This window comes from Pseudomonas sp. GW822-FHT02G04 (genome assembly GCF_058802085.1).
This window is the reverse complement of sequence record NZ_JBXANU010000004.1, coordinates 1-16,972: the sequence shown is the minus strand read 5'-3', so window position 1 is coordinate 16,972 and position 16,972 is coordinate 1. Positions and strand designations below refer to the sequence as shown.

Here is a 16,972-nt window from a genome sequence, read left to right as displayed (position 1 = left end):
GTCTGGCCGGAACATTGATATCATCCGGCCATGACTCTAAAGGGAAGCTGCATTGTGCGCACTTTAATGGTTCGTGGCTGGATGCCAATATTTCTGTTGTTGGTGTGCCTGTTCGGCTCATACGCCTGGGCTGCCAACACACCGTGTTCCGGGAAGAAGGGCGGTATCGATCGTTGCGACGGCGATCTGTTCCTGTGCAATGACGGCTCCATCAGCGGTTCGAAGAAAAGTTGTTCGGCGATGTTTGGCACTAAAAGCCAGGCGCGGCCGCAGACACTGTTGCAGGAAACCGATGGCTGCGCTTGCGGTACCGGTACGTTCTGCACCGGGCCAAGAGGCGGGGTGTATTGTCTGACGCCCAGTGGCAACAAGAGTTACAAGCGCAAGTAATTCTTTCTCGGCGTTCGATCATGCCGTCTTCGCGAGCAGGAGAAAGGTGTATTCACTGGCCTGGATCAATATTTCCTTCGGCGATATCTCCTAGCATGAGATATCCAGCCCCATCCTGCGGTATCGACTACAGTGCTTTGACGCGCAGCTGATGCGCTGTCGAAGTACCAGTGCAGACCTTCTCGTTGTTATCAGTCAGGTGGCCCGCAAGGTGTAGTGCAGCATGGAGCTGAAGAATCTCACCTGAACCTTTCACGGATGAACAATCGCAATGCAACGCATAAACCGAACCTTCGATATCCAGCCACTGGTGCGGGCGGATATGACTGTGCGCATCAATGGCCAGACCGTCAGCGCCGCCATCGGTGAAACCGTTCTGACGGTCATTCAATCACTGGGCATTCGCCAGGTGGCCCGTAACGATCACGATCAAATCAGCGGTGCCTATTGCGGCATGGGCGTGTGTCAATGCTGCCTGGTGAAAATCGATGGCCGACACAAACGGCGCGCCTGCCAGACGATCGTGCGTGAGGGCATGAGCGTCGAAACCCGGGTCAACCGTATCGCCGGGCAGGAGGTTTTATGAGCCTGCATCCGGTGATCGTCGGCGGCGGGCCGGCGGGTATGGGCGCGGCCATTGAACTGGCGCGGCAGGGTGTGCGTTGTACCTTGCTCGAAGAAGCTTCGCGCCTCGGCGGGGTGGTCTATCGCGGCCCGTTGCGCGATAACGTTCAACTGGACTACCTGGGGCCACGCTATTCGGAAGTGCTGGCCAGACTGCATGGAGAATTCCACGAGCATTCAGGCCTGATCGACGTGCGTTTGAACCACCGCGTGGTCGGCGCCGAAGGTACCCGGGCGCTGGTGGTGCTGGACATCAACGAGCATTTGCAGGAGGTCGAATACCCGCAGCTGCTGTTGGCTGCCGGTTGCCATGAGCGCAGCGTACCGTTCCCCGGCTGGACCTTGCCTGGGGTGATTCTGCTCGGTGGTTTGCAGCTGCAAATCAAGAGCGGCGTCGTTCAACCGCAGGGGCCGGTGGTGATTGCCGGCACCGGTCCGCTGTTGCCGCTGGTGGCCTGCCAGCTGCACGCTTCGGGGGTGAGCGTCGCCGGGGTTTATGAGGCATGCGCGTTCGGCAAGATCGCCCGGGAAAGCCTCGCGCTATTGAACAAGCCGCAGTTGTTCCTCGACGGTTTGAGCATGCTCGCGTACCTGAAGTTGCACGGCATTCCCATGCACTATGGCTGGGGCGTAGTCGAGGCTCAAGGCGAGGAAGAGTTGAAATCAGTGACCGTCGCGCCGTACTCCAGCACCTGGGAGCCGGATCTTAGCCGCGCCGAACGGATTGCCGCGCAGACCCTGGCGGTCGGCTATGGCTTCATTCCACGCACCCAACTCAGCCAGCAAATGGGCCTGGACCACGGTTTCAGCGATGACGGCTACCTGCGGGCCAGCGCTAATGTCTGGCAGCAAAGCAGCGAACCCCATGTGCATCTGGCCGGCGACATGGGCGGGATTCGCGGTGGCGAGGCGGCCATGCTCGCGGGAAGGATCGCGGCCGTGTCGATCCTGCTGCAACGGGATGTGCTGGACGCGGAGCTGGCGCGAGTCAGGCGTGACCGTTACCTGTCGAAGCTCAAGTCCATCGTGCGCTTTCGCGCCGCCGTCGACCGTTACACCAAACGCGGTGCCGGGCAGACTGCATTGCCGGCTGCCGACACGGTGATTTGCCGCTGCGAGCATGCGACCCGCGCCGACATCGATCGGGCGCTGGAGCAGGGTGTGCAAGACCTGGCCAGTCTGAAAATGCGCACCCGCGTGAGCATGGGCGACTGTCAGGGGCGGATGTGTGTCGGCTATTGCACCGACCGTTTGCGCGAAGCCACCGGGCGGCAAGATGTGGGCTGGTTGCGACCGCGCTTCCCCGTCGATCCGGTGCCTTTTTCAGCGTTCCAGTCTGTCGGCACGGAGGCCGCAAGCCATGAGTAAGTTCTACGACGTGATCATCGCCGGCGGCGGTGTGATCGGGGCGTCTTGCGCCTATCAATTGTCCAAGCGCAAACACCTGAAAGTCGCGCTGATCGACGCCAAGCGCCCCGGTAACGCGACCCGTGCTTCGGCCGGTGGCTTGTGGGCGATCGGTGAGTCGGTAGGCCTGGGCTGCGGGGTGATCTTCTTCCGCATGATGTCGGCCAATCGCAAGCGCGAAGCCCAGGGGGCGGCGGTGGCGGTGGACTCCAGCACGCCGCACATCCTGCCGCAGTCGTTCTTCGATTTTGCCTTGCAGTCCAACGCGATGTACCCGGATTTGCACCGGGAGCTGCAGGACAATCACGGGATGGATTTCAAGTTCGAGAAAACCGGCTTGAAGTTCGTGATCTATGACGACGAAGACCGGCTCTACGCCGAGCACATCGTGGCGTGCATTCCGCACCTGGCAGACCAGGTGCGCTGGCTCGATCAAGCGGCACTGCGCGAAGCCGAGCCGAGTGTCAGCCATGAGGCGAGGGGGGCGCTGGAGTTTCTCTGCGATCATCAGGTCAGCCCGTTCCGCCTGGCCGATGCCTACACCGAAGGCGCGCGGCAAAACGGTGTGGATCTGTATTTCAACACCCATGTTACCGGCGTGCTGCATGAAGGCTCGCAGGTCACCGGCGTGCAGACCGCCGAGGCCGGGGTATTCCGTTGCGATACGCTGATCAACGCCGCCGGTGCCTGGGCCGGTGACCTCAGCGAGCAGGCCACGGGCATTCGCATTCCGGTGAAACCGGTGAAGGGCCAGATCCTGCTGACCGAACGTATGCCGAAGATCTTGCGCGGTTGCCTGACCACCAGCGACTGTTACGTGGCGCAGAAAGACAACGGCGAAATCCTGATCGGCAGCACCACCGAAGACAAAGGTTTTGACGTGACCACCACCTACCCGGAAATCCGCGGCCTGGTGCAAGGTGCGGTGCGCTGCATTCCGGCGCTCGCCGACATCAACCTGAAACGTTGCTGGGCCGGATTGCGCCCAGGCTCGCCGGACGAATTGCCGATTCTCGGGCCGATGAAAGGGGTGCAGGGTTACCTGAATGCCTGCGGGCATTTCCGCACCGGCATCCTGACCTCGGCGATTACCGGCGTATTGCTGGACAAACTGGTGAATAACGAGCCGTTGCCGCTGGATATCACGCCGTTTCTGGCGGATCGGTTTGAGGTGGCGCCGAAGGTCGAATCGAAAGCAGCGCACATGGTTTGACTGCACCCTCACTACAGACGCGCGAGCGCTGTGGTGAGGGCGCTTGTGCCGTCATTCTTTAACGCGCATGAACTCTTCCGCCCAACGAATGTAATCCTCAGGCTGCGTATAGGTATGCGTCAGTTCGGTGGCGTTCAGGTCGGAGGCCTGGGTGAAGATCTGGCGTTGTTCGCGCAGGCTGTCATAAGTGGCCTTGATCGCTGCGAAGTAGGCGCCATGACCGTCGATGGTGACCCGCACGCCCAATTCGGCCAGGCGTTTGTCGTCGCGCAACAGCGGGTTGCCATAGGTGACGAGCATCAGCGGCACGCTCAGGTGCTCGGCGATTTGCTCCAGTTGGTCGAAATCCTGCACGCCGACCATGCAAATCCCGTCGGCCCCGGCCTGTTGGTAATGCTGGGTGCGGCTGATGATTTCCTGGACCGGCAGGATCCCTGCGTTGGTGCGGGCGATGATCGCCATTTCCGAGTCGACCCGGGCTTCCAGCGCCGCGCGGATCTTGCCGACACCTTCGGCGACCGTGATCAGGTCGGTGGACTTGCGACCGAATTGCGCCGGCAGCAGGGTGTCTTCGATAGTCAGGGCGGCCACGCCGGCGCGTTCGAGTTCGACGATGGTGCGCATGACATTGAGTGCGTTGCCGTAGCCGTGGTCGGCGTCGGCAATGACCGGCAATTGCGCCACTCGGCCGATACGGGTGGCCTGTTCGGCGAACTCACTGAGGGTGATCAACGCAAAATCGGGGGCGCCCAATACCTGCAACGACGCAACCGAACCACCCAGGATCCCCACTTCAAAACCCAGGTCGGCGGCGATGCGTGCCGACATCGGGTCGAAGACCGAGGCCGTGTGGTAGCAGGTGTCGGACGCGAGCAGTTGGCGGAAATTACGGCGCAAATCTTGATGAGAAAGCCTGGACATACGAGTTCCACCATACAAAGGAATGGAAGGGCTTGAGCAAAAGTGTCAACGCCGAAGGAACAAAAGGCTATCACGCGGGCGGGTAAAGGATGATGACGAATTTGCCGGAGGGAAGCGGTATTTTCGTCAATGCCATTTCTGGATCTAAAAAAAAAGGCTGCAGACCTTGTCGGTCTGCAGCCAGGTAGTGCGTAACTACGAGTGTCTTCAGTCTTTGGCTGGCATGCTCCAGATTTGCTTGATTTCGTGGATATTGCCCACGTTATATCGAGGCATGAAAGTGGCACATGGGGCTTCCATCGTGGTCTTGACCGGAGTGTTGATCACGTTGGTGCCTGCGCGCAGCAGTGGGGTTTCGTTCCAGTTGTTCATTGGCTTGTTCATATGTTTTTCCTTTGGAGTTTTTGGGTAGCGAATGACTACCCATCGTTAAGGAGTGACAGCGCATTTTCAAAGAGTGCTGTTTCCTGCGTAGCAATGCCGGGGTAAGTCGGCACGTGGTTTTCGTCGAAGCACCAGGCCTCTTCGTTTTTAACCGAACGCTGAGGGTGGATAAGCAAACTCAGCGATGCGGACATTGTTTGGGGTGGAAGTTGCTTGTGTATCTCTTGCAGTGGAAGCATGTGCAGGACTTCGCCGGGCGAAAGTTTAAGTAATTGCTTTTCACCCAGTGCGGGGCATGCCCCAACTCGTAGCGGTGCGTCATCAAGTATTTTTCGTGTGACGGTTGTATAGCCGTCACCGCTATAGCCCACCGCATAAAGTTCAAAATCGTGGGTGTGGTTCAGGTTGTAGATGAACGTTTCGTTTTCGTCTTGTGACGTAACTGGCGACCAGAACCCCAAGCGGACAGTAAATAATTCATTGTAGTGAAGTACAAATGCATAAGCGCTGTAAAGACTGTTGCGGGTGCTGAAGCCTTCGCGCTGAATGGTGGTGTAAAGGTGTTCGCTCAGCAACGTGCGGTTTGTCGCCAGTCGACGTAGATCGCTAATAATTTCTGGTTTGTCTCGCAGCAGATCGTAAGCCGACATACGCTCAATAAATGTCTTCAGTTTCATGCCGATTCCTTGAACTGATCGAGCAAGTGGTCAAGGCGACGGTTTTGCAGGTTTCTTAATAGCGGTATGTAATTGAGTGCGGCCTCCTGATCGGCTTGGTAAAGCACCTGAAACGCCTTCCACGCAACAGCGGGGTGGTAGTGATAAATCAACTCTTCTGCCACTTTTCCAGCCCCGGGATCCTCGGCGGCTTCCAGTAGTTCAAGACTTACCAGATAACGTGCGGCGCTGTCGTCATGCGGGAACCAGGCGATTTTGCGCAATGAGGTACGGTCAAACACACTGATGTCTGCACTTCTGTCTGGCTGGTTGATGCTGCCGATAAACGCATTGTGCCCTTGGCCCGCTGGGTCGCAATCGTATAGTGTCTGTGTACCATCGATAAGCAGTGGGTTGCTTTCATCAACGATGACGGCGTCCTTCACTATCAGTCGATCATCTTCAACGGTATATCGATGGACGATGAAAGACTGTCTGTTAATCGCAAACAAAATGGATTGTCCAGGAACCGAGTACAGCGGTGACGGTACTGATTGGACGTGCGGTACCTTGATGCTGATATTGCCGATGTCGGTACAATGCAGTGTGATATTTCCTGTGTGTGGGTTGGTGGTGTTCATGATCGCTGCACGTCGAGCAATGGTTTTAGTGAATGTTGGTTGAGTATTAAAGTTGCCGATCAGGTCTTTGATTTCCGCTGTCATGTTTGAAGTTTTAATGAGGGCGATTATTTCGGCAGGTGTCAGCTTCTTGGAAATTAAAGTTCTAATCATAAGGTTTTTTGTTGTGGGGTTTGTTAGTGTTTTTTGAGTATGAGGATGTCTTTTGGTAAAGGCAATTTTGCAGTTGTAAGTTGGTATTGTTAGTTGTTTTTGGATGTGTTTGTTGAGGTCGAGCGTTTCGGAGGATGGTGCAATTTGAGTGCGAAGCGCTCGCCATCCGATAGGCACGCTTGATCGGAAGTCATGTTTAATCGACGATCAGTCTGAAAGATCGGGTTGGCAGGCATTACAAATGCTACGTCCGAACGCGGCCCGAGCCGAACGCAGGCTTCGCCAGTTGCTACCGCTTACGCCGCTACCGCTTGCTGCTGTTGGTTGAGCAGCGGCACGGCGCGGACCGAGTTGCCGGGTTGCAGTTGCAGGCGTTTGGCGGTGAGGCGGTCGACCACCAGGTTGTTGCCCACCAGCCGCGCCCGGGCGGTGGTGATGCGGCAGTTTTCCAGTCGACGGTTGTGGATCAGCCAAACCGGGGCCTGGTCGTCGGGCGTGCCGATGGCCAGCATCAATGACTGGCTGTCGCGCACCGCGCGGATTCTCGACACCGGGGCTTCGATCACCGGGCCTGCGTCGAAGATGTCGATGTAACCCTTATGGGCAAACCCCTCGGCGGTAAGGATCTTCAGCGCCGGTTCGGTGTTGGGGTGAGGCTTGCCGATCACCGCCTGGGCCTGTTCGGTGAGCAGGCAGGTGTAGAGCGGCTGGCGCGGCATCAGTTCGGCGATGAACGCTTTGCTGCCCAGCCCCGACAAGTGATCGGCATGGCTGAAATCCATCTTGAAAAAGTGCCGTCCCAGGCTGTCCCAGAACGGCGAGCAGCCTTGTTCGTCGGCACTGCCGCGCAGTTCGGCAATGAGCTTGTCGCCGAACAGCTGGGGGAATTCGGCAACGAACAGCAGACGCCCCAGCGACAGCAATCGACCATTACTGCCATAGCGTTGATCGTGTCGTAGAAACAGCGAGCAGATTTCCGATTGCCCGGTCATTTCGTTGTTGAGGAATAACGTGGGGATCTGGCGCTGAATGCCCAGGTCCGGCGAGGAACTGACCGTGAGCCCGACCCGGTAGTTATACCAGGGCTCACGCAGACCGACAGCCCCGACCAGGGCGCTGACACCGACCACTTGCTGATCATCGTCTTCGAGCACAAACAGGTAGTCGGCATCCGCGCGCTCGACTTGTCCGGCGAAGGTCCGCTGGGCCCATCGCACCCGGTGGGTCAGGCGCTCCTCGTTGGCCGGCAGGGTAGTGAACCCGGGGCCGGCCCGTTGTACCAAATCCAGTAAAGCGGGCAGGTCGGTCATTTGAACCGGGCGCAGAATCATGATGCAGCTCCTTCTTCGCGCCTGCTCGGGCGCTGTCGTTGGGCTCGGGGCCGGTGGCAGCTCACAGGGCGATCAACCGTATCGCACTGGCGTCGGTCACGTTCAAGGCCGAGCACATCTCGGCGCTCAAAGCGATAGGTTGCCCGGCGCTGTAGTCCAGCTCGGCGACAATGGCGCGGTAGCCCTTCAACGAATCATTGCTCACCAGGTAACTGCCACGGGCGTCGATGGGCAAGCCCGTTTGCACCGTGCCGGTCTGGCTCTGGGCGATGGAACGAATGCCTGAGGTGCGGGCGTACAGTGTCGGTCCGCCGTCGAACAGGTCGATGTAGCTGTTGGTCTCGAAGCCTTCGCGTTCCAGAATGTCGAAGGCCTCCTGGCCATCGGGGTGGATCCGGCCGATGCAGTCTTGTGCAGCCTGCGACAGCATCGGCACGTAGATCGGGTATTGCGGCATCAGTTCGGCGAGGAATGTCCGGCTCTGCAGGCCGCAAAGCCGTTCGGCCTCGACGTAAGGCAAATCGAAGAAATGCTTGCCCAGCGCATCCCAGAACGGCGATTGCCCTTGTTCGTCGCTGTAACCGACGATCTCGGTGATCACCGCTTCGGCAAAACGCGCCGGGTGGGCGGCAATGAACAGCAGACGCGCCCGGGACAGCAACTCGGAAAATGGCGTGCGCTCCAGTGCCGAGTCGATATGGAAACCGCGCAACAAGGAATGACCGCTGAGGTCTTGGCACAACGACAACGCCGGCACCCCATGCTCGATGTTCAGCTCCCGTGAGGCGCTGGTGAAATGGCGGTTGCGCAAACTGTAGAACGGCTCGCTGAACCCGGCGGTGGCGAGGACTTCCGAGCAGCCGACCAGGCGGCGAGTCGTCAGGTTTTCCAGCACGAAGAAATAGTTCTCCGGGCCCTGGCCCTGAACGTCTTTTGCGAACGAAGCACAGGAATCGAGAATTTTCTCCCTCAGGCGCTCGGTGTCGTCCGGCAAGGACGTGACCCCCACCAGACTGTCGCGCGCCAGCTGCTGTAACTGGGGCAGGTCGGTTAACTCGACTGGACGTAAGACCAGCATGGACATACTCCTGTATCAAAGGGTTCGGCGGCTTGCACCGAACCTGACTATCACTGTCGGTTTCCACGCGTTAAATCGGCGGACGCCTGAAATCGTGTCAGACGCTGCTCTTTTTCTTGTCAGCCATTGCTTGGGTCGGGCAGTGCCGTGCTAGCCCCCAGCTTGTTGAGGAAGAACAGATAGACCAGGCCCAGGGCAATCCAGATCAGGCCGAGTTTCTGTGCATCGACGCCCATGTTGTACATGATGGCCGCGACGATGGTGAAGCCGATGACCGGGCAGATCAGGTGACGGATCACCTGGCCGGATTGCTGCCGGCGCCAGTAGTAGTTGATCACGGTCAGGTGCAGCAGCATGAAGCCGCTCAGGGCGCCGAAGTTCACCAGGGAGGTGAGGGTGTCCACCGAGTTGATGAACAGGTAGCAGATTACCAGCGACAGCACCGCCACCAGATAAATGCTCAAGTACGGCGTGTTGTGTTTCGGATGTACCTTGGCCAGCACTTTTGGCAGTTTGCCGTCCCGGGCCATGCCGAACAGCAGTCGCGAAACCGCCGCTTGGGAGGTAATGGCGACCGCCACCCCCCAGGCCAGCGCGGTGGACACGGCGGTCAGGGTGGCCAGCCAGCTGCCGGCGGCGATTTCGGCGATTTCATAGAACGCGGTGTCGGCGGACTTGAAGCCCAGGCCGGCGGCCAGGTCGGTGGCAATCCAGGTCTGCACGACGAAGATCACGCCCATCACCAGCAACGTGATCAGCGCAGCCTTGCCGACGCTGCGGCCCGGATCGCCCTTGATCTCTTCGGCGAGGGTGGAAATGGCATCGAAACCGAGGAACGACAGCACCGCAATCGACACCGCTTGCATCAGCAGGGCGAAGTTGAACGTTTCGGGGTTGTACAATGGCGCCAGGGTCAACTGACCGTTGCCGCCGCCATTGTGCAAGGCAGTCCAGGCGTAGAACAGGAAGATCCCCAGCACCACCAGTTGCGCGAGCAGGAAGATGATGTTCATCCGCGCGGTGAAGGTGATGCCCCGCAGGTTGACGAAGGTGGCGCTGACCAGAAAGGCCAGGATGAAGCCGACTTTCGGGATGTCCGGGTACAAATGATTCAGCGCCATCGCCGCGTAGACGTAGAGCAACGGCGGAATCAGCAGGTAATCGAGCAGCATCAGCCAGCCGGCGATAAACCCGACATGTTGGTTGAGGCCGCGTTGTGCGTAGGAATACACCGAGCCCGCCACCGGAAAGGCCCGGGCCATGCTGCCGTAACTGAGGGCAGTGAACAGCATCGCCACCATGCCGATGATGTAGGCCAGCGGCACCATGCCGGGTGCTTCGGCGTTGACGTAACCATACACGCCGAATGGTGCGATGGGGATCATGAAGATCATCCCGTACACCACCAGGTCGGTCAGTGACAGGCTACGTTTCAACTCTTGCTTGTAGCCGAATTCTTCAATGTCCATGAAGCCGTTCTCCTTGATATGAAAGCAGCTGCACGCTGCAAGTTTGAAGCTGTTGCTATAGCAGCGGCGCCAGATAGTCGGTCCAGCGACTGATGTCCTCGGGCGTGCGCAGCAGGTCGTTGCGCACCTCGATCAGCACCGAGTCCAGCCCGCGTGCGTCGCCGTGAACCGGTACGGTCATGTCACCCAGCGGATCGACTTTGTACGGCTGATTACCGGCGATTTTCAATGGATGCCGGCTCAGCCCGTCGATTACTCGCTGGGCGTACTCCCAGGCCTTCCCGTACAGCACGCCGACTTCCAGCGATCGTGGCTGGCCGTAATATATCGGCGTGAAACTGTGAATCCCCACCACTCGAACCGGTTTATTTTGCTCCACGCGGGCGTCGATCAAGGTTTGCAGGCGTGCATGAAACGGCTTGAACAGGCAGTGCCGGCGGTATTCACGGGTGGCCTCGTCCAGATCGCGATTGCCCGGCACCTGATAAATCTCGCTCTGCAACGGGATGCTGTCCGGCGCATGACGCGGGCGGTTGAGGTCGATCAACAGCCGTGAATAGTTGGCCGCCAACAGGGTCGCGCCCAGTGCTTCGGCCAAACCCTCGGCCAGCGCCAGGGCGCCGATGTCCCAGGCGATGTGTTCGCGGGCGGCCTCGTCGCTCAGGCCCAGGTCGTTTAACCCGTCCGGGATAAAACGACTGGCGTGTTCACACACCAGAATCAGCGGGTGCTCGGAAGCTTCCCGGCTCAGGGTGTAGGCAGGCCGGGTGTAGAGGCCCAGTTCAGCGGATTCAGTACAGGCGCGCATAGTGCTCACAGAGGTCGGCGGGCGAGAGCTGTTCCGTCAGCGTCAGTTCCTCGGTTTTCAGGGCGAAGTAGGTGTCCAGTAACGCGCTCGGCAGGGCTTCGATCAGCGCCTCGCTGTGGCGCAGGCAATCCAGTGCCCGGGACAGCGACGCGGGCAGGGCGACGATGCCGCGGGCCTGGCGTTGCTCTTCGTTGAGGGAGTCAGGGATTTCATCGGTGATCGCGTTCAACGCCAGGCGCTGCTCGATACCCAGGCGCCCGGCGATCAGCAATGCAGCCATGGCCAGGTGCGGCGAAGCAGTGGCGTCCATGGCGCGAAATTCCAGGTTGTATTGCATGGCCACGGACTTGCCGCCCAGGCTGACGGTCGGGCAAATCCGCAGCGCCGCTTCGCGGTTGCGTTGGCCGAGGCAGGCGTAGGAAGCGCTCCAGTGATGGGGCTGCAAGCGTTCGTAGGAAATCGGCGTCGGCGCGGTGAACGCACAGAGCGCCGGCAAGTAATGCAGAACGCCGGCGGCCCAATGCTGGCCGAGGGGCGACAGACCGTTGGCGGTGCCGGCGTCATACATCACCGGTTGGCCGGCCAGGTCTTGCAGGCTCACGTGCAAATGCACGCCGTTGCACACAGCATGCTCGGCCGTCTTGGGGGCGAAACTCAGGTTGAGGCCCATTTGCCGGGCGATCTCTCGGGTGATCTCGCGCACGTTCACCGCGCGGTCGGCGGCAGCGACACCAAGGGCCGGGCGGCAGGTGATTTCGTATTGGTGCTTGCCGTATTCCGGCAGGAACATTTCCGGCTCCACACCGCCGGCACGCAGTGCACTGAGCAGCCAGCCGCCGAATCCGGCACCCTGGCGCTGGGCTTCCAGGGAGAACGCAAGGTGCTCCGCCGCGCCGCTGTCGAGGTTGAATTCATGTTCGAACGCGGCGTTGATCTGCAAACCCAGCTCTTCGCGATAGCGCTCCACCTCGTTGCGCAACAGCGTACGAGGGCAGGCGCCCCACGGACGGCCATCGGTTTCGCGAATGTCGCCGTGAATAAAGTCCAGCGCCGGGGCGTTGACATCCGGGCCGTTGTTGACGGTCACGCGGCTGCTCAAGTCGGGAACCAGCCGTAAATCCCCATAAGCGCCCCAAGGGTTGCTGGTGGCGATGATGTCTTGCGGGGTCAGGGCGCTATTGGCCGGCACCCAGCCGCAACCGGCCACTTGATAGGTATCGAGTTTGTCGGTGGGAAAGGAACGGCCGCGCGTCACGCCGATCAGGTCGGTGGTGACAATGGTGGTCATGGGCAGTGGCGACAGGCGTTCGCTCATGGCTGCATCTCCTGCAACCGGCCAAGCACGGTCTGGGTGTCGGTGATCCAGCAGTAGCCCTTGATGGCGTTCAGGCAGGCGTGATGCCGTTGTTCGGTGTACGTGGCGCAGGCATCTTCGACCAGCGTCACGAGGTAGCCACGGTCGGCGGCGTCGCGCACGGCCATGTCGACACATTGGTCGGTGACGATGCCGGCAATGATCAGGTGCCGGGTCTCCAGGTTGCGCAGCACGTAGTCGATGCTGGTGGAGTTGAATACCCCGGAAGAAGTCTTGGGCAACACGACCTCGTTTTCGAGCGGCGTCAGCTCCTCGATGATCCGCGCTTGTGGGCTGCCCTTGGGCAGGTGCATGTCCGAGAGTTTGTGATCCAGCGAACGATCGCGGCCATCGGCGGTGAGGCTTTCGATGAGCGTGTGCAACACGTTTTGCCGGGCTCTGCGAAAGGCATTGAGCAGCCTGCGTTGATTGGGCACCACCTGCGTGCGGGCGCGGGTCAGGAAGTAGTCGGCATCCGGCTCGTTGAGGTGCGGGTCGAATTGCGGCTCAAGCCAGGCACGTTGCATGTCCACCAGCAACAGCGCGGTGTGATCGGTGGCAAACGGCAAGTCCCGGGGCGAATGGTGGGGGAGCATGAACATCCTTATTTATCCTCCAGCAGGTGGGTGTCGAAGTCGGCTCGAAGGGCATCTATGCCTTCCAGGCGATCGGCCAGATCGGGGCTGCGCAGGGTCAGGCAGGCAATCAGTGCTTCAACCTGGGCCAGCGCCGGCACCATCGAGTCGAAGGCCGACGCCGACTCCACCGGTGCGCTGATGATCAGGTCGGCTATTTCCCGCAGCGGTGATGCGTAGATGTCGGTGAACAGCACGACACGTGCATGTCGGCTCTTCGCGGCATTGGCGACCCGCAGGGCCTGGGACTGATAGCGGCGATAGTCGAACACCAGCAATACGTCCTGACGCTGCAAGTCGAACAATCGGTCTGGCAATTGCGAGTTGTCTTCCAGGGCGAAACAGCCGGGCCGCAGCAGGCGCAGGTGGTTGAGCAGGCAGTTGGCGAGGAAACCGCTGAAGCGGCCGCCGAAGCAATGGATCTGATGGCGGGTGTCGAGCAGCCACTCCACCAGAATCCGCACATCTTCGGGTTGGGTCAGCGCCTGGGTTTCTACCAGTGCCCGATGGCTGTCTGCCAGATAATGGCTCCAGGGGTCATCTTTTTTGAGTTGAGCGCGGGGCTGCAACAGGGTACTGGGGGAGCGCAGGCGGTGATCCATGTCACTGAGCAAGGCTTCCTGAAAATCGGCGTAACCGCTGAAACCAAGCTTCTTTACCAGCCGCACGATGGTCGGATCGCTGACACCGGCATGTTCGGCCAAACGTGACATCGGGCCCAGTCCGTTACGCGGGTACTGGTCCAGCAAGGCACGTATGACTTTGCGTTCCGACGGCGTGAAGTCCAGGCCGGGCTCGGTGATCAGGTCTCTGAGAGGGGGCATCCGGGCTCCTGCTGGATGGGTGTGTCGGTTTCATTTCATAAAACGCTAAAATAGTATTTATGTAACGTGCGCTACATGTCTAGTGAATTTTTGTGCGGATTTTTAAAGCACTAAAATGGGGCGAAAGCCCCGTGCTTGTGGGGCTACGTGGATGTCGACAGGCTTTGTAGGATATCGCCCATAGGGGTGTGAGATATCGATCCTGCTCAGGGATAAAATGGGCGCTGTGAGCCCAATGTCGCAGCTGCTGCGAGGAAGGCGCCCAGCGTGCGCTTCTTGCGGCACAATGAACCGATTGTTCGCGGCATCGTGCCGTTTTTCATTCCACTGACAGAGAGAACCTCCGTGCAGGCGACCCGCTTGACCCTGATTTGCCACGCTCGAACCGTCGCACAGAAACTGGCGTGCTTTCCTACGAATGAACCAGTGGAAATGGATTGGCAATCGGCGAAGGGCTCGCGCAGTAGTCAGTTCAAGCGAGCGCCACGTTTACTCTGCGGCCCGGAACTGCGGACCCGGCAAACCGCTGAGCTGTTTGGCGACAACGTGGAGATTGTCACGGCGCTGGAGGATTGCGATTTCGGGCGCTGGAAAGGCACGTCGATCGACGACCTGCAAAAGTCCGAACCCGAGACGCTCAAGGATTGGCTCAGCGACCCGACGTCGGCGCCCCACGGTGGCGAGTCGGTGGCGCAGCTCGGTGAGCGGGTGGCCGCGTGGCTGAAGACACTTGAGGCGACGCCGGGGCATGTCGTTGCCATCACCCATCCGTTTGTCATTCGCGCCGCATTGATGCAAGTGTTGCAGGGTGCGGCGTTCAACCAGATAGACGTCGAACCGTTGTCGGCCATCGAATTGCGGTTCAACGGTCGCTGGCGGCTACGCTTGACGGGCATGGGCCCTGAAGGAGCGCTGTGATGAAAAAACTTCTGGTCATCGGTGTCGGCGCCGGCAACCCCGACTACATCACGATGCAGGCGGTGAAGGCGCTGAACCGGGTCGACGTGTTTTTCCTCATGGACAAGGGCCAGAGCAAAGACAAACTGATCGACCTGCGTCGCGAGATCTGCGAGCGCTACATCACCGATCGCGACTACCGCTTCGTTGAAGCCCACAGCCCGGAGCGTGAGCGCGGCGATGTGAACTACAACGCCAGCGTCGAAGACCTGAACCGTGCCAAGCAGCAGACGTTCGAGCGGCTGATCAACGAGGAAATGACCGACGACCAGTGCGCCGGTTTTCTGGTGTGGGGCGATCCGGCGTTGTACGACAGCACCATTCGGATCTTGCAGGCGATTCTGGCGTCCGGTCGTTGTGCGTTCGAGTTCGAGGTGATCCCCGGCATCACCAGCGTGCAGGTGCTGGCGGCGCAACATAAGGTGCCGCTGAACAGCATCGGCCGCTCGATTGAAATCACCACCGGCCGACGGCTGGCGGCCGGCCAGGTAAGCGATGCCGACAGCCTGGTGGTGATGCTGGATGCGCAAGATGCCTACCATCACGTGGCTGATCAGGAGACAGACATTTACTGGGGGGCCTATCTGGGGACGCCGGATGAAATCCTGATCAGTGGCAAGCTCAAAGACGTGGCTGATGAGATTGAGCGGGTGCGCAAGGCGGCGCGGCTGGCGAACGGGTGGATCATGGATACCTACCTGTTGCGCAAGCCTTGAACGCCGCCAGCCGATTGATCAGTGTTCTTTGGCTTTTCTGATCCTGATCAAAATAAACAGCAGGATGCACAGCGCGAGTGGGGTCATGGCCAGCATGGCGTCCCGCGCGGAAATGTCCGCGCCCAGGGTGTGCAGGCCCGAGTAGAACAGCTTGAACAGGCTCAGCAAATAATAGGTGATGGCGATAATCGACAAGCCTTCGACCGCGCGCTGGATTTTGATTTGGGTATCGGCGCGAGCGTTCAGGCTTCTCAGGATTTCCGAGTTCTGTTCTTCCATTTCAACCTGCACCCGCGCCTGCAGCAGATCCCCGAGGTTGGCCACGCTCTTGGCCAGTTGCTCCAGGCGTTGTTCGGTGACGTCACAGTACCTGACGGTAGGTTTGAAGCGTCTTTCGATGAAGATACCCAGGCGCTGGCAATCGCCCACGTGAGTTTCCCTGAGTTCGCCCAAACGCTCGAAAACCAGCTGGGCATACGCTTGGGTGGCGCTGAAGCGGTGTCGGGTTTTCGCGGTGCTGCTGACCACTTGCGCCGACAGACTGGCGATATCAGTCAACAACGCTTTCGCATTACCGGTATCGGGGCCGGCGTTACGTTCCGAAAGGTTGACCAATGTCTTGTCGAAGACGTTGAGCTGAGCACTCAAGGTCTTCGCGGTGGTAAGGGAAAGCGACGCCATCATGCGGTAGGTTTCGATTTCCAGCAGACGGCGGATCATCCGGCCTTGGCGATAGGCATTCAAGCGCTTGTTGACGAACAGGAAACGGTTGGTGCCGTCCTCGCTCAGGCGAAAATCGCTCCAGACCGTCGCATCGCCACCGCCTATGCATGAGCCGCAAGGGTCTTTGAATCCATAAACCGACAGATCACCGGAAAAGGACGCATCGTTGCGCACCACAATCTGCACGGCGTTGATCACGTGCTGCATGAAGGGGGCGACCCGGTCCATCAAGGCCTTGGGTGGCTGGCTCCAGTCAGGCTCGTGACTGGAAGAGGGCGCCACCAGTGTCAGCGTCAGGAACTCCGCGTGCCGCTCCCACTTCAAGGCATGGCCCTCCAGCCTGGTGATGCCCTGGGCCGCATCCGGGTCGACGGGGCCGGGGCAGCACTGACTCAGCAGGGTGTCGCATTGCCCGTCATTAGCCAGAAACGCCAGATGAAACACATGGGCGGGCTCGTCGAAATACAGCGAAGGGCGCGCGTGCAACTCATTGTGCAGGGTCAGTCTTTGCGGGTGCATGCTATCGAGGCCATGTTGGAGTTGTTTGTTTTTGGGACTGGGTGATCCATTTTCGAGTCACAAACAAACCCCGGCCATCGACCAATGCCACTCCGCTTTTCGTAGGAGCCAGGCTTGGGGGGGGGGGGGGGGGGGGGGGGGGGGGGGGGGGGGGGGGGGGGGGGGGGGG

General features: G+C 59.7%; 18 protein-coding genes. 6 read left to right on the top strand and 12 right to left on the bottom strand.

Going from position 1 to position 16,972, the window contains the following annotated elements:
• Positions 1–66: 66 nt before the first annotated feature.
• The 4 genes from AC1RO5_RS06995 (at position 67) to hcnC (ending at position 3,634) form a co-directional block, all read left to right on the top strand.
• Positions 67–390: a YdcA family protein gene (locus AC1RO5_RS06995; RefSeq protein WP_493174444.1), complete on the top strand. Its 324-nt coding sequence runs from the start codon at positions 67–69 to the stop codon at positions 388–390.
• Between the two features lie 271 nt (positions 391–661).
• Complete coding sequence (locus tag AC1RO5_RS06990; protein ID WP_007934992.1) at positions 662–976, top strand: (2Fe-2S)-binding protein; 315 nt, start codon at positions 662–664, stop codon at positions 974–976.
• Positions 973–2,382 carry a cyanide-forming glycine dehydrogenase subunit HcnB gene (hcnB, locus tag AC1RO5_RS06985; protein WP_493173895.1) on the top strand — a complete coding sequence of 470 codons (1,410 nt, stop codon included), beginning with the start codon at positions 973–975 and terminating at the stop codon, positions 2,380–2,382. Before AC1RO5_RS06990 ends, hcnB begins: the two co-directional genes overlap by 4 nt.
• A complete protein-coding gene (gene hcnC, locus AC1RO5_RS06980; protein ID WP_493173892.1) occupies positions 2,375–3,634 on the top strand; it encodes a cyanide-forming glycine dehydrogenase subunit HcnC in 1,260 nt (419 codons plus the stop codon). Before hcnB ends, hcnC begins: the two co-directional genes overlap by 8 nt.
• Before the next feature lie 51 nt (positions 3,635–3,685).
• Here the strand turns inward: hcnC and AC1RO5_RS06975 are convergent, their stop codons facing one another.
• The 11 genes from AC1RO5_RS06975 to AC1RO5_RS06925 form a co-directional block, all read right to left on the bottom strand.
• Complete coding sequence (locus tag AC1RO5_RS06975; protein WP_493173888.1) at positions 3,686–4,555, bottom strand: isocitrate lyase/PEP mutase family protein; 870 nt, start codon at positions 4,553–4,555, stop codon at positions 3,686–3,688.
• 207 nt (positions 4,556–4,762) lie between these two features.
• Positions 4,763–4,939, bottom strand: coding sequence for a hypothetical protein (locus tag AC1RO5_RS06970; protein ID WP_493173886.1), 177 nt, complete (start codon positions 4,937–4,939; stop codon positions 4,763–4,765).
• Positions 4,940–4,974: 35 nt separating this feature from the next.
• Complete coding sequence (locus AC1RO5_RS06965) at positions 4,975–5,616, bottom strand: transposase (protein WP_493173885.1); 642 nt, start codon at positions 5,614–5,616, stop codon at positions 4,975–4,977.
• A complete protein-coding gene (locus AC1RO5_RS06960) occupies positions 5,613–6,566 on the bottom strand; it encodes a hypothetical protein (RefSeq protein WP_493173883.1) in 954 nt (317 codons plus the stop codon). The genes AC1RO5_RS06965 and AC1RO5_RS06960 overlap by 4 nt, the downstream gene beginning before the upstream one ends.
• A 119-nt stretch (positions 6,567–6,685) precedes the next feature.
• Positions 6,686–7,720 (bottom strand): arginine N-succinyltransferase, encoded by a 1,035-nt coding sequence (astA, locus tag AC1RO5_RS06955; RefSeq protein WP_493173881.1) that lies wholly within the window; start codon positions 7,718–7,720, stop codon positions 6,686–6,688.
• Between the two features lie 61 nt (positions 7,721–7,781).
• Positions 7,782–8,798 carry an arginine N-succinyltransferase gene (locus AC1RO5_RS06950; protein WP_493173879.1) on the bottom strand — a complete coding sequence of 339 codons (1,017 nt, stop codon included), beginning with the start codon at positions 8,796–8,798 and terminating at the stop codon, positions 7,782–7,784.
• 119 nt (positions 8,799–8,917) lie between these two features.
• Positions 8,918–10,267, bottom strand: a complete 1,350-nt coding sequence (locus AC1RO5_RS06945) for an APC family permease (protein WP_493173875.1) — start codon at positions 10,265–10,267, stop codon at positions 8,918–8,920.
• 55 nt (positions 10,268–10,322) lie between these two features.
• On the bottom strand, positions 10,323–11,075 hold the full coding sequence (locus AC1RO5_RS06940; RefSeq protein WP_493173870.1) for an N-formylglutamate amidohydrolase: 753 nt from the start codon (positions 11,073–11,075) through the stop codon (positions 10,323–10,325).
• Positions 11,059–12,390: a type I glutamate--ammonia ligase gene (locus tag AC1RO5_RS06935; protein ID WP_493173866.1), complete on the bottom strand. Its 1,332-nt coding sequence runs from the start codon at positions 12,388–12,390 to the stop codon at positions 11,059–11,061. Before AC1RO5_RS06935 ends, AC1RO5_RS06940 begins: the two co-directional genes overlap by 17 nt.
• Positions 12,387–13,031 carry a cysteine hydrolase family protein gene (locus AC1RO5_RS06930; protein WP_493173865.1) on the bottom strand — a complete coding sequence of 215 codons (645 nt, stop codon included), beginning with the start codon at positions 13,029–13,031 and terminating at the stop codon, positions 12,387–12,389. The genes AC1RO5_RS06935 and AC1RO5_RS06930 overlap by 4 nt, the downstream gene beginning before the upstream one ends.
• Before the next feature lie 2 nt (positions 13,032–13,033).
• Positions 13,034–13,888, bottom strand: coding sequence for a MurR/RpiR family transcriptional regulator (locus AC1RO5_RS06925; RefSeq protein WP_493173863.1), 855 nt, complete (start codon positions 13,886–13,888; stop codon positions 13,034–13,036).
• A gap of 345 nt (positions 13,889–14,233) precedes the next feature.
• On the opposite strand from AC1RO5_RS06925, the gene AC1RO5_RS06920 reads away from it, so the two are divergent.
• Together AC1RO5_RS06920 and cobF are read left to right on the top strand one after the other, a co-directional pair.
• On the top strand, positions 14,234–14,806 hold the full coding sequence (locus AC1RO5_RS06920; RefSeq protein WP_493174442.1) for a histidine phosphatase family protein: 573 nt from the start codon (positions 14,234–14,236) through the stop codon (positions 14,804–14,806).
• Positions 14,806–15,561: a precorrin-6A synthase (deacetylating) gene (cobF, locus tag AC1RO5_RS06915; RefSeq protein ID WP_493173861.1), complete on the top strand. Its 756-nt coding sequence runs from the start codon at positions 14,806–14,808 to the stop codon at positions 15,559–15,561. Before AC1RO5_RS06920 ends, cobF begins: the two co-directional genes overlap by 1 nt.
• Before the next feature lie 18 nt (positions 15,562–15,579).
• On the opposite strand, the gene AC1RO5_RS06910 is transcribed toward cobF, so the two are convergent.
• Positions 15,580–16,803: a DUF3422 domain-containing protein gene (locus AC1RO5_RS06910; RefSeq protein ID WP_493173859.1), complete on the bottom strand. Its 1,224-nt coding sequence runs from the start codon at positions 16,801–16,803 to the stop codon at positions 15,580–15,582.
• Positions 16,804–16,972: the final 169 nt, after the last annotated feature.